This window comes from Parasutterella muris, from assembly GCF_009767915.1.
GTDB lineage: Bacteria > Pseudomonadota > Gammaproteobacteria > Burkholderiales > Burkholderiaceae_F > Parasutterella > Parasutterella muris.
Window position 1 is genome coordinate 1 of sequence record NZ_WSRP01000005.1, and the last position, 12,881, is coordinate 12,881.

The window sequence follows — 12,881 nt, forward strand, 5'->3', positions numbered from 1 at the left end:
AAACCAAGTCCGTGGCCCGAGGTCGTTGATCCGGGCCTTTATCATTTGTTAGAGGAGATCAGGGCCGATTTTGGAGAACCAATTTATATCAATTCCGGATATCGCTCGCCTGAACATAACGCAAAAGTCGGTGGAGCTAAAAACTCCTACCATGTTCGTGGCCAGGCAGCAGACATTCGGCCTACGCGATATCACGATCAAAAACGATGGCAGGATGCCCTCGGGCGTCTAAAAATTATCGTTAACAGACGATGCAAGGGCGGCGTTGGGTTTTATCCCACGTTCGTTCACGTCGATCTTGGACCTGAGCGGAGGTGGAACGGATAAATGAATTTAATAAACGTTCTAAAGATCGGGGCGGCTGCGGCCGCTCTTATTTTTGCGTATTGGATCGGCGTCCAAAATGGACGAGATTCGGAGGAGTTAAGAAGTGCCCGTGCTCAAATATCAGCGCTCAATGCAGCGCTTGAGGAACACAAGGCCAGGCAAGCGAACGACGCTGTGTCTTTGGCTGACCTACGTGTCGCTGAGTCTCGTGCTCGCGATGAGCTTAACAGGATGCGCCAGCAACTCGCATCAATCGAGAGAATGTCCAAAACCAATGCTGATCAGGAGCGCAATCGATGTCTCCGATTGGCAATCAGAGGTCGAGAATTACTCGACAGAGCTAACGGAGCTATTAAATTCTGCGAGCAAAATCACAAATAAATAAAGCAAAGCCTCCAAGGATTTCTCCAAGGAGGCTCATTGTCACTACGGACGATTGCAATCTCGTTTCCGTAGAGGCCCACTCTTAACAGAGTTGGGACTTAGGCCCGTTACGCAAATTTGCCAGAGCGGGAACGCGAGTATTATCGATTTATATCTGAGATTTTGCAAGTTAATTTACAATTTAATATCACTATTTGCTAAGTTATGTAACGATAGACCTTTCAGAATACATCTATAGACTTTTTCCAATTGATCTTCTGTCAACTGCGGGAATGTATAGATTCTCTTGCCGTTTTTGTCTTTTCCTTTTCTAAAAAGAAAAAATCTATCCAAAGAAAGAGTGTAAAGCATGTCAGCTTTTACCCACATTTCTGGGCTGTTGTATGGCTCTGGTAAATCAAGATGAAGTTTGCAATGCCATGTTTGGATTGACGTAGGCGCTGTGGTGCTTAATGGAATAACGGTACACAGTCGACCAGGCCTTCTTCTTGGAGTAAGGTTAATCACGGGTCGCCTTTTTATCATCTCTGGCTCTTTAGTGTTTATCTGAGAAAAATCGCAAATAAACACATCACCGATGTCTGGATGGATAGGAATGCTCATAGACTTTGTTTGATGATTTTGATCGTGCGAGTAGTTTAAAAGAATAACAAGTAAAGAGAAAGATTACCGATTGGGAGCGTTGTGAGTCTCTTAGATTGACAAATTGCTCGTCCGAGCTGAACAAGCAATTAAATTCTGCGCAGAAAACCATCAATAAGTAGAGCCTCCATGTATTTATCTAGGCGGCTTTAGATCAATGATTTTTTGGGGTACCTGCGGGGGTACGAAGAGTAATTTTTATTTAACTAGTTGATTTTATTAAGTTATTGGCGGAAGAGGTGGGATTCGAACCCACGGACGAGGATCACTCGTCGCTGGTTTTCAAGACCAGTGCATTAAACCGCTCTGCCACCCTTCCGTAAGCGGAAGCCTGAATTATACGCAAAAATCATTTGTCTGCAAGCGATGGTGGTTGCTCTGGATGTCACAGACAATAAGATTGTCTTGTGCAATGGTTGTCATCGAGGTCATAAGGTGACGTTATAAAGTTGGTGCGACAGGCCTGACATCTCAGAACTTCATAATAAAAATGTTTATTCATAACTAATATATGTGATAATCGTTTGGCAGAGTCAATCTCAACCCAAGGAGAACAAATGACTAAACGCAGAACTTTTATATCCGGCTGTCTCGTTGCCGGTTCACTTCCTTCTACAGTATTTGCCGCAGCCGGCAATGATTACGCTGATGATTTCAATATGCAGCAATATTTGAAGGAATTGGATGAGCTTATCTCTATCGATTCAAAATCCGGATATATTGAAGGCGCAAACCGGATCGCGGATATTCTTGAGAAACGCTTCAAATCGATCGGCTGGACTGTGACAACTAAGGATTGCGAGGGCCGAGGAAAGGCGTTGGTTGCAACTAACACGCCGAATCAAAACCACTACGACGTTGTTTTGGCTATCCATTCGGATACGGTTCAACCTGTTGGAAACGCGGCAAAGTACCCTTTGACCATTAAAGACAACATCGCCCACGGTGCGGGCGTTGCCGATGATAAAAGTTCTTTAAACGCGGTTTGGTGGATTTGTAAAAAGATTCCGCCTGAAGCGCTACGTAAACTGAATATCGCTGTTGTTCTTAATCCGGGAGAAGAGTCCGGTTCTCCTGCCTCCCGCAGCTTCATGGACGAACAGGCGAAGAAAACAGATATCGCTTTAGTTTACGAACCCGGCCGCCCCGGAAACGGTTTTGTGCGATCTAGAAAAGGCTCGATGTTCTTAACTATTAACTTCCACGGAAGACCCGCACACGCAGGTAATAATCCGGAGCAGGGAAGAAATGCTATTGAGGCGATGGCTAAAGCTATTCCGGAAATTAAAGCGATTGCATCGGAATATAAAGATGTGACGCTTAATGCGGATGTAGTAAAAGGCGGGACAACGGCAAACACGATTGCAGAAGATGCGACGATTGTGTTTGACTTCAGATTCTTTAATGATCAGACGAGAGATGCGGTACTCGATAAGATCGAAGCTCTGTGCAAGCGTGGTTTCGCACCCGATGTGACGTCAGAGCTTAAATATGTCGCTAAGAGTTCAGCCTTAGCGCATACCGATAAGTCTCAGAAAGTAATTGATTTGGTTAACAAAGCGGCTTCGGAGCTTGGACAGCCTGATCCGAAATGGATGGATGTCGGCGGAGCTTCCGACGGTAACCGTTTCTCAGGAGGCGGAGCAGCAGTCGCTTGCGCAATGGGTGTCATCGGCGGAGATCTTCATCATCCGGAAAAAGAATGGTCTGACATGTCGAGCGTTAAACCCCGAATCGCTCTTGGTCGTAAAGTGCTTGAGCTGATTGCTCAGCAGAAGTAATCATTTAATTTTGAGAGGGCCAAAATCGAGCCCTCTCAAAAACTCTCGGTTTAATTGTCACGGTCTAAAAATAGTTCATTTTTCACCCGGTGCGTTAGATATTGATGCGCCCCGAAAAAAGCACTGAACAAAACTAGGCGGTTTTTGAAGCAAGCGCCACTAACTCCATTTACGGAGTGTTTGTCACCGTACAGCCTAATTCTTTACGGGCATTGTCGCTTATCCGTGCATTTTAAATGCTCTAATTAAAGCAAGCGCCCGTATAGAGATTAAAGCAAGCGCCCGTATAGAGGCAGGTTGCACCGTATTTGGCGCTTCATAGGTTGAATCTGATAGGGATGCGTTGATGTCGAGCTGCACACCTGTATCCTCTGCAACTAGCGCGAGAGAAAAATCAGCCTTTAGAGCACTACTGGAATCATTCGAAACAGCTCAGCCACTAACAGAGGAAACCCAAACGCCATCGCTGCGTCTGAAACGATCAAAGCGGATCACGCTCGTGCTATTCGGAAACGCACAATCGGCGTTCGCCTATACGTCGATTGGTCCGGTTGCACGGTATCCACTGAATCAGAGTAAATATTTGATCCCGCTCTGGCTAAGAATTTGATTGTCTCCCATGCATTGGGTTGATCGCCCGGGCTTGAGTACATTTACGTAGAACAACTAAGCTGATCCGTTTCCTGTTTTAATTACTGATACGGCTCTTTTGAAATTCCTGAGTCTCAACTCAACAAAGATACTTCCCGAAATGGAAGCAGGAATGATCGATCGTTCAACTAACAGATTAAATTATCAGTATCCTTTATTGATAGATATGGAGGTGCCGTATGAAAAAGATCGTTATGGCTATTATCTCTGCTGCTTTCATTTTCTCTGTAACCGGCTGCAATACAGTTAAAGGCGTTGGCCAGGATGTCTCTAAAGTCGGTCAGGGTATTGATAATGCGGCTCAGGATGTATCCAATAAGCTTTAAGTATTTATAACTTCCGTGGCAAAGGGAAAAAATGAAAAAGCTAAGCTTTCTGGCGATTCTTGCCGCTATGATGTTTGCGTTTTCCGGCTGCAACACAATCAGCGGAATAGGTAAAGACGTTTCGGCAGTCGGCAGAAGCGTCGACCATGCTGCGACTAAGACGTCAGCAAAGATTTCTTCGAAGACAAGTTCTTCAAGCAGCTCTTCGCAGTCAGCTGAATCATCGGCTGAACCGAAGTAAATCGGTCTGATTCATGAAATTATCGGAGCCTCGGCTCCGATAATTTCATTGTGATATCCATTAAATATAAAAAAACTCAAGCAGCTAGTTCTGAGCTGTTAAATAATCCGTTTGACGCGGGGCTTAGACTGTCATTTTATTTTTCTTTGTTTTCCGGTAGATAACGTTTTCTTCTCAGTTTATCTAAAAATTTTGCCTTGCCATTCCTTCCGGGCCGGATCATTTTTTTTACCATCTTTTTAAAAACTGTTTAACTATATTTCCGAGCTTATTGGATTAATACGGGGTGTTTTGTAAGTTTAGTGTTCTTTAACTCTATGAAAATTGCGTAAATCGCAACAAGGAGGGGTGGATTTAATATTCATTGGATAACTTATTGTTTTAAAATTAAATAAATTTGAAATTTATTCATGTTCAGTCCAAGAGTTACGTATTTTCTTTGGAGGAAGTCGATAATCAGTGTAATACGGTGGAAATCTTTTCTTACAAAGATGATTCCCTTTTACTTCCAAGGAAGACTATGAATAAAACCTATAAAGTCGTATTTAATCCTGTCACTTCGACATGGACTCCGGTGAGTGAAGTTTCCAGATCTCGTGGAAAGTCCGGTCTGAGATCTTCTCTGTCCAAGTTGGCGATTGCCGTAGCGTGCGGACTCTTTTCGGTTTCGCATGCAGCAACGTATGATGCTTCCATTTACGCGCAGTCAGGTCAAACTGTCACGGTTAATCAGCCGGCCCTGACTATTGAAGGTACCGGTGGTGACGAGCCGATTATCGGCATTATTGCGGAGAGCGGTTCGGTCGTGAATGTTAATGCTGACATCGTTGACATGAACCTTACAGCACCGATTTCCCATACTAAGGCGATTGTTGCGGCAGGGGGCGAAGGTCCAGGTGCACAGATTAATATGGATGCGAAGCAGATTTCCATCTTTATGAATGGCGGAGGGCGCGGAGTTGAGTCAAATTGGGGCTCTTCAATTAACATGAACGCCTCTGAATCGATTTTGATTTCTACAAGAGCGAATGTAGGCAAATCATATGGAATTCTGGTTGACGGGTATGGCGGTGGCCAAGGCTCTACGCTTTCCATTCAGGCTCCGGATATTAAAGTTTCCACGTATGTGAGAGGCGAAAATGAAAACAGGATAGATGCTGTTTACCTTCGCTCTAATCAAATAAATCTCCATAGTCTCTCTCTTGGAACAGAAAACGCAAAGAATATTGCAATCGATCTGACGGTTGAAAAGACTGCTCCGGCTGCTAACGCTATTAACATAGCAGGAGGTTCCGCGGTTATCGGAAATAAAGATGCAGCAGTATCCATTAATGTTGTCAATAACGGTATGGGAGAAACTTCCTACGCTCGCGGAATTCAGGTTACCGGGGAAGACAGCAGTCTCACAATAAATGCATCTCGCTTGGACGTTTCTGTAGCCAGTAACTTTAAGGCAGTAGCTTTCAGAGTTACTGACAACGCTTCAGTAACAGTCAATGCACCGACTTATGTCACAGTAAAAGGTGGAAGCAATCAGAATTATGCGAGTGAAGGCATCAGATCTTCATACGAAACAAACGGAATTTTTCCGGCTGCAACAGAATTTGTATTTAATAAGTCAGTAACTGTGGATGTCTCCGCAGAACAAGGTGCACGTGGCGTATGTGTTCTCAACGGACAACCTTCCAATATTTCAACGAGACCTAATGACCACGGCGGTTTGATAACTTTCAACTCTGACCTGACTGTCTCTGCAAATAGCTCAGGGAGAAACGCCAGGGGCATTGCTCTGGACAATGATTTCTTAGACGGAACACATCCGACAACTCCGCTTGGAGACCCTGGATCAGGCGCATTCCTTGTTGTTAAAGGCAATCTTTCATCGAATGCTGTTGCTAAGAGTAATGCGGTAGCTATTGATCTCAATGACAATGCCGGTCTCACGGCTGGTTCTCTGAACCTTTCTGCCGTGTCTCAAACTGCCGGTGCTTACGGTATCAATGTTGACGGCAGTACCGGAAATGTCTACGCCAGCGGCAGTGAAATGAATATTTCCGCTGAATCCCAAGGTGATGGCGAAGAAGCTATGGCAGCGGGGGTTGCAGTTCAGGGCGGCAGTGTCACCTTAAGAGCTCCGGTTATTAATATTTCCGCCAAAGCCCCGGAAGAAGCAGCATGGGCTGTTGGCCTTGCGCTTGACACAGGAGCGCATGTCAGCATTGGTCAGGAAGGCGCTAAAGTAACACTGAATTCCGTTGGTGTTGACAGTGATGCAATCTATATTGGCGATAGCGGAACAGTGGAACTTATCGGTTCTATTGATATTCCCAACGGAAATCTGGACATCGGCTACGGCGGTAATGTTACCGTTAAAGGCGACATCGCTTTGGATGACCTCGGAAGAATCAATCCCGATGGCGGTAACGCGCTCATGATCGACGGCCAGCTCACAACGACCAGTGACCAGGTTTTCCTTAAAGCCGCAGGCGAAAGCCAGGCAACGGTCGGCGGTCTTGTCTCCGGTCTTGACGGACGGATTAACTTTGCTCCCACAGGATCGGTTCTTGTTCTTACAGATCCGGTGTTCACGATGGAATATCTGAAGAGTGCGATGGCGACATACACTCGTCCGGAAACTATTACCATGACCGGTAAAATGGTTGATCTGACCGCCGGCAACATCGGTGATCTGACCAATCCGAACCTGCCTTCGAGTACCTTAACCTGGAACAGCAGCATCACTATCACAGGCAATCAAATCACCGGCAGCTATGCTGTGGTAGGTAACGTTGACATGGGCAACGGACAAACACTCGAAATCGATGCCGGAAAAGATAAGAATTTCACGATTACCGGTGCAGGTGGAAGTCTCATTACTTCCCTTAAGCCTACCATCGAATTGGTGATTAAGAGTGAAGGGCAGCTGCAGCTTGGCGGCTCGGAACTCACAGAAGACTCTACGCTTACCGGCAGCGTCGTTGCTCAGACTGATGCCGTTTTAAACATCAAAGGCGCCACAGGCAAAGAGCTGACGAACTTCCACATCACCGGCAGTCTGACAGCAGATGCGAATGCACATGTCACGATCGATGACAATGCGCAGGTAAACATCTCTGATGTAGTGATCGGTAAGAACGCTCAGTTCACAATTGGTTCGCCGCAGAATAAGAGCGGATTCGGCATGCTTCTGGCATCTACACTCAAGCAGATGGGGATTCTGTTCATTGATCCGGACTGGTCTGCTAAACCCAGCCTGACGTTGGCAAACGAAGTTGAATTCGGCGCTGACTCTCAAACCGTTGTGGGTCAGAACTCTCAGCTGATCATCGGTTCTTCTGACGAAAACTTGATTGCAAACACTCTGTCAGCCAACAACCTTAAGTTTGCGGAAGACGGTATCACCGCTGCCGCTTATATTGCCAAGCCGATTAATTTAAACGGCGGCAGTTTCGTTGTTGACGGTTCTTTAAACGAGATTCCGGAAGCGGCACCCGGCTCGATGGTTATCGCAGAAAACGGCTTCCTTGGTGTAACGGCTGACAACGACTCTGCATTAGGCAAGTCGGTCTTGATTTCCGGTACAGATCTGAAGTTCGAAGAAGGCAGCTACCTGTATGTTGACCTTTCTGAAGTGACCGAAGGCGGCGATCTGCAGCTCAAGCTTGCCGACAATGTTATCGGTTTGGAAGATGTGTATCAGAACAACCATCTGCTCTTTAAGGATTCCGGACTTTGGTTTGACTTTGCGGTTCAGGACGGTGTAATTACCGCTTCCTATGATCCGATCGGCCAGATGCCTGAATTAATCGCGCCGAATGTCATGCGTGAAGCCTTGATTAGCGGCGGTGCATATTCGGATACGATCCGTGATCTGATCTCCAACTTAGGCAGCGAAGGCGCTTCCCGCGAACTCAATCGCGCAGCTGCGGCCGGTGCGGCTTCCGGAGCCCAGATTGTTGCGCTGAACGCCGGTTCCATGATCATTGATTCAGTTGAACAGCATGGTTCTCTGCTGGCTGCTTACGCACATGATAAATCCGGTGCCGATCTGTGGATTGATCTCAACAGCTCCTTCAGCAAGGCTTCTTCTTACGAAGTTGGCTCTGCCTCCTACGGTTATAAGAGTGACTTAGCCGGTGCGACAGTCGGTGTGGATTACGCATTTGGCAACGGCGCTGCCGCCGGTGTTGCGCTCAGTATCGGTACAGGTTCTCTGCGCGGCCAGAATCTTGGCTCCGGCGTCAAGAACTCTGTTAACTATCAAGGTGTGAACCTCTACGGTACATGGGCAACAGAATATGCCAACATCATCGGTTCAATCGGTTATCTGCGCACAGAAAACAAGATCTCTTCTTCTCTGAGCTCCAAGCAGAAAGTTCACGGCAACAGCTTCACAGCCGCGGTTAGAGCAGAGAAGTCTCTTGAACTGAATCCGTCGATTACGGTAACGCCTCATGTTGGAGTTCGTTATCTGCATACTGATATTGATGATGTCAAACTTGGCGTCTTCAAGTTCAGCAACAAGAAGACAAATCTTGTTCAGGTACCGTTCGGTGTTGCGTTTAATGCGAACCTCAAAGCGCCCTGCGGCGCAGAGGTTAAACCGTTCATTGATCTCACAATCGCTCCGGCGTTTGGTGATCGCAAGGTTAACAACAAGGTTGGTTATGCGGCCGGCTTAGCCAGCGATACGCTTGACACAAGAATCGCTGACAATGCGATGTATTCTGCGAAGATTGGTGTGAACGCCACTAAGGGCGCTCATTCCTTCACGCTGAATTACGGTATTGGCGGAGCTAACCACGGTCGTGTCGATCAGGCACTTCAGGCAGGTTACCGTTATTCCTTCTAATGATGTCTCCTAGTTAGTTGGAAAAAGGGCCTTAACTGCGGAAATCTGCGGTTAAGGCCCAAATTGTTTCTGAAGAAGAGACACGTCGAAGCTTTGTTTTAAGCGCAGAAGAGTGCGCGGAAAGTTATGATCAAGTTATGGATTTAAAGACAAAAAGAATGCCCGTTCTGCAGATAGTGCCGCAGAGCGGGCATTGATTCTTTTAGCGCCTGATACGGCGCGTCGGAAAAACTTCCGAGATGTTTGTACGGCGTTCGCCGCAGTGATTACTTAGTCAGAGCCGTGCAGCGGCTGTCACGCTTCTGTTCAATTTCAGACACGAAGAAGTTGCCTTCGCGGTCGATATCACCGTCAACTTTTACACAAGTACCGACTTTAATTTCTGTACCGCGTCTGCTGTCAATGTGCGTGCGCTGATCAGCCATAAAGGTCTTTCCGCCGATGACCCATGTCTGTTCCGCAGAACCGGCTGCAGGCATCTGCTCAACTCGGCCGTAGAAGCCATCATGACCGTGCGCATAAACTGTTCCGGCGGCCATAAGAGCGATGGCGGCGGTAAAAACTGTCTTAGTTAATTTCATGGTTATTCACCTCCAAAAGTTGAGTTCAGTGTAGGTTCTTAATGGGGTAACGACGAATAACACGTCTAAATTAGGTACAAAAAATGCGGCCGTAAAGGCCGCACTTAGAAATTAATTTATTGAAATTAAACTTGTTTCTTTATGTCATCAAGCTTGCGCTGAACAGTGTGGAATGTCGCAAGCATAGATGTAGACGGTTTGTTCGGATCAAGAAGGCTGACCACGATGATCGTAAGGAACGAAAGAACGAAGCCCGGGATGATCTCGTAGAGGCCCCACCATGCGCCCTGGTGCCAGACCAGAACGGTAAGCGCGCCAACAATAATACCGGCAAGGGCACCGTTTTTTGTGCAGCCTTTCCAAAGCAGAGAAAGGATAATGATCGGGCCGAACGCAGCACCAAAGCCGCCCCAGGCGTAGCTCACCAGAGACAGAACGAGGTTGTTCGGATCCATAGCGATCACGATAGCGACACAGCTCACCGCGATAACCGTCAGTCGTCCGATCCAGACTAATTCGCGTTGATTGGCGTTCGGACGGATAAATACACGGTAGAAGTCTTCGGTAAGGACGGAAGAGCAGACGAGGAGCTGACAGGAAAGCGTACTCATAACGGCTGCAAGAATCGCAGAAAGCAGTACGCCGCCGATCCAGGGATTAAAGAGGGTTGTGGAAAGGACCATGAACACGCGTTCATGATTCTCAGCAACCGCTTTGCCAAGGTCCGGATGCGCGGAGAAGAAGGCGGCTCCGAAGAAACCTGCCGCTACGGCACCGGTGAGCGAGAAGATGAGCCAAATCATGCTGATGCGGCAGGCTCTCGGCATCAAAGCGGCGTTCTTAGCGGCCATAAAACGAACCAGAATATGCGGCTGGCCGAAGTAGCCCAGACCCCACGCAAGAAGTGAGATCACACCGATGAAAGTCTGTCCCTGAAGCATGTTCAAGTGATTCGGATCAATCGCGCGAACCTGATCAATGGTCGCGGAAAAACCGCCTAAGTCAACCATAACAGCGATCGGCGCAATAATCAGGGCAAGACACATCATGGTCGCCTGAATGGTGTCTGTCCAGCTGACCGCGAGGAAACCGCCTAAGAAGACATAGGCCAGAGTAGCAATCGTTCCGAAGACCAGAGCCGTTTCATAGGGCATGTTAAATACAAGCTCAAAGAGTCTTGCGCTTGCGACCATGCCGGAGGCGGAGTAAATCGCAAAGAAGAGAAGAATAACGATGGCGGAAATCACCCGGAGCATTCTCGAATTGTCTTCAAAGCGATGCGAGAAATAATCGGGAAGCGTCAAAGCGTTATGGGCGGTCTCGGTATAGACGCGAAGCGGGGCTGCGACAATCAGCCAGTTGGCAAGCGTGCCGAGCGCCAAGCCGATAGCGATCCAGGATTCGCAGATGCCGGATAAGAAAACCGCGCCCGGAAGTCCCATAAGGAGCCAGCCGCTCATATCGGAAGCGCCGACGGATAGGGCGGTTACCAGAGCGCCGAGTTTTCTTCCGCCGAGAATGTAATCATTGAAATTTTTTGTGAATCGCCATGCAACAAGACCGACGATTACCATGATCACCAAATAAGAAAAAAAGGTGATGGAAACAGGAGTAAACATATCTTCTTTGAATAAGGTTAGAGGTCTGTATTTAAAAATATGATAACGAACGATCACTGCCTTTTACGCGATTAAAGACACTTAATCAAAAAGGTTCGCGTTTTTTGCGAACCTTTGAGGCTGTTATCCGCCGATATAGGACATTTCGATTTTGTGTTTCGCTCGTTCGGCGGAAGTTTCAGCAGTTCGTATTTCAGAGTAGTGGTCGTCCCTGGCACTCCAAATTCTGCCGATAGCGTCCTCAATTTCTTCGTCGGAGGCACCTCCTCGAAGCATCTGCCGAATGTCAAAACCTTCTGTGGCAAAGAGACATTTATAAAGCTTGCCGTCAACGGAAAGACGGATTCTTGAACATTCCCTGCAAAACGGTTCGCTCACAGAAGAAATAAATCCGATTTCTCCCATACCGTCTTTGTAGCGCCAGCGGGTCGCGACTTCTCCCGGATAATTAGGATCAACGGGTTCGATCGGGTAGCGGCTGTTGATCTCTTCAACAATTTGTCGTGAAGGAATCACATCGTCCATTCGCCAGCCGTTGGTTGCGCCCACATCCATGTATTCAATGTAGCGGACAATGACTCCAGTACCGCGGAAATGTTCGGCGATCTTAATCAGCTCTTTTTCGTTCGTTCCGCGTTTAACGACAACGTTGATTTTCACAGACGAAATGCCGGCCTTTTGAGCTGCCTCGATGCCTGCGAGCGTGCGCTCGATCGGGAAATCCACATCGTTGAGCTGCTTGTAAATTTCCGCATCCATGGCGTCAAGCGATACGGTAAGCCGCTTTAGACCGGCCGCGGCAAGCGCCTTTGCTTTGGCCTGAAGCGCGGAACCGTTCGTTGTCAGGGCGACGTCCAAGGGTTTGCCGTTCCAGGTTTTAAGTTTGCCGAGTTCGGTGATCAGATTTTCAATACCTTTGCGCAGAAGCGGCTCTCCGCCCGTAAGACGAATCTTTTCGACGCCGTTTTCAACAGCGATCCGAGCAAGGCGAATGATTTCTTCAAAAGAGAGAATTTCTGTGTGTGCAAGGAATAAATGTTCTTTTTCAAACTTTTCCTTGGGCATACAGTAGCGGCAGCGGAAGTTGCATCGATCGGTCACGGAAATACGAATATCCCGCAGCGGTCTGCCGCGGGTATCTACCCAGTGCGCTCCCTCCCGGTGAACTTCTCCGGCCAGGGGAATCGTTTTGGTGATGTATTTGATCGGTATAACTTTTCTGCTCATTCGTGCCTGTATTTTTTGTGAACGCTAATCATATACCTAGGAAGGTTTTGGGTCATTACGGTATCCGCATTAATCTCTATTAAACCACATTGCATTCAGGCGTTCGAGATTCAAGTATGTGAAAAAGACCACACTTTATCGTCTCTCTAAATAAGCGTCGCAGAAGATAAGTGTTCAGGGAGAAGCGAGCATGATCCGAACCGTTTATTGTGTGCAAAAGACCACAAACTCGCTGTGACATTGAAATCAA

10 protein-coding genes and 1 tRNA gene are annotated in these 12,881 nt (G+C 47.3%); 6 read left to right on the forward strand and 5 right to left on the reverse strand.

Annotated features, from left to right (window positions below; all coding sequences use genetic code 11):
* On the forward strand, positions 1-327 hold a 327-nt coding region (locus E5987_RS02245), incomplete at its 5' end, for a YcbK family protein (RefSeq protein WP_160334464.1).
* Entirely contained in the window at positions 328-708 is a 381-nt protein-coding gene (locus tag E5987_RS02250; protein ID WP_160334465.1) for a hypothetical protein, read from the forward strand.
* A gap of 177 nt (positions 709-885) precedes the next feature.
* On the opposite strand, the gene E5987_RS02255 is transcribed toward E5987_RS02250, so the two are convergent.
* Positions 886-1,314 carry a type II toxin-antitoxin system PemK/MazF family toxin gene (locus E5987_RS02255; protein ID WP_160334466.1) on the reverse strand — a complete coding sequence of 143 codons (429 nt, stop codon included), beginning with the start codon at positions 1,312-1,314 and terminating at the stop codon, positions 886-888.
* 267 nt (positions 1,315-1,581) lie between these two features.
* A tRNA-Ser gene (locus E5987_RS02260) sits at positions 1,582-1,672 on the reverse strand.
* A 238-nt stretch (positions 1,673-1,910) separates the two neighbouring features.
* Here E5987_RS02260 and E5987_RS02265 point away from each other — a divergent pair.
* From E5987_RS02265 to E5987_RS02280, 4 genes are all read left to right on the forward strand, one after another.
* Entirely contained in the window at positions 1,911-3,134 is a 1,224-nt protein-coding gene (locus E5987_RS02265; protein ID WP_160334467.1) for a M20/M25/M40 family metallo-hydrolase, read from the forward strand.
* An 830-nt stretch (positions 3,135-3,964) separates the two neighbouring features.
* Positions 3,965-4,111 (forward strand): entericidin A/B family lipoprotein, encoded by a 147-nt coding sequence (locus tag E5987_RS02270; protein ID WP_160334468.1) that lies wholly within the window; start codon positions 3,965-3,967, stop codon positions 4,109-4,111.
* Positions 4,112-4,142: 31 nt separating this feature from the next.
* On the forward strand, positions 4,143-4,352 hold the full coding sequence (locus tag E5987_RS13375) for an entericidin A/B family lipoprotein (RefSeq protein ID WP_160334469.1): 210 nt from the start codon (positions 4,143-4,145) through the stop codon (positions 4,350-4,352).
* A gap of 520 nt (positions 4,353-4,872) precedes the next feature.
* A complete protein-coding gene (locus tag E5987_RS02280; RefSeq protein WP_160334549.1) occupies positions 4,873-9,204 on the forward strand; it encodes an autotransporter domain-containing protein in 4,332 nt (1,443 codons plus the stop codon).
* A gap of 266 nt (positions 9,205-9,470) precedes the next feature.
* Here E5987_RS02280 and E5987_RS02285 read toward each other — a convergent pair whose 3' ends face one another.
* The 3 genes from E5987_RS02285 to moaA form a co-directional block, all read right to left on the reverse strand.
* Positions 9,471-9,785 carry a DUF5666 domain-containing protein gene (locus E5987_RS02285; RefSeq protein ID WP_160334470.1) on the reverse strand — a complete coding sequence of 105 codons (315 nt, stop codon included), beginning with the start codon at positions 9,783-9,785 and terminating at the stop codon, positions 9,471-9,473.
* Between the two features lie 125 nt (positions 9,786-9,910).
* Positions 9,911-11,404 carry a sodium/proline symporter PutP gene (gene putP / locus E5987_RS02290; RefSeq protein WP_160334471.1) on the reverse strand — a complete coding sequence of 498 codons (1,494 nt, stop codon included), beginning with the start codon at positions 11,402-11,404 and terminating at the stop codon, positions 9,911-9,913.
* Between the two features lie 123 nt (positions 11,405-11,527).
* Positions 11,528-12,631, reverse strand: coding sequence for a GTP 3',8-cyclase MoaA (gene moaA, locus E5987_RS02295; RefSeq protein WP_160334472.1), 1,104 nt, complete (start codon positions 12,629-12,631; stop codon positions 11,528-11,530).
* Positions 12,632-12,881 lie beyond the last annotated feature (250 nt).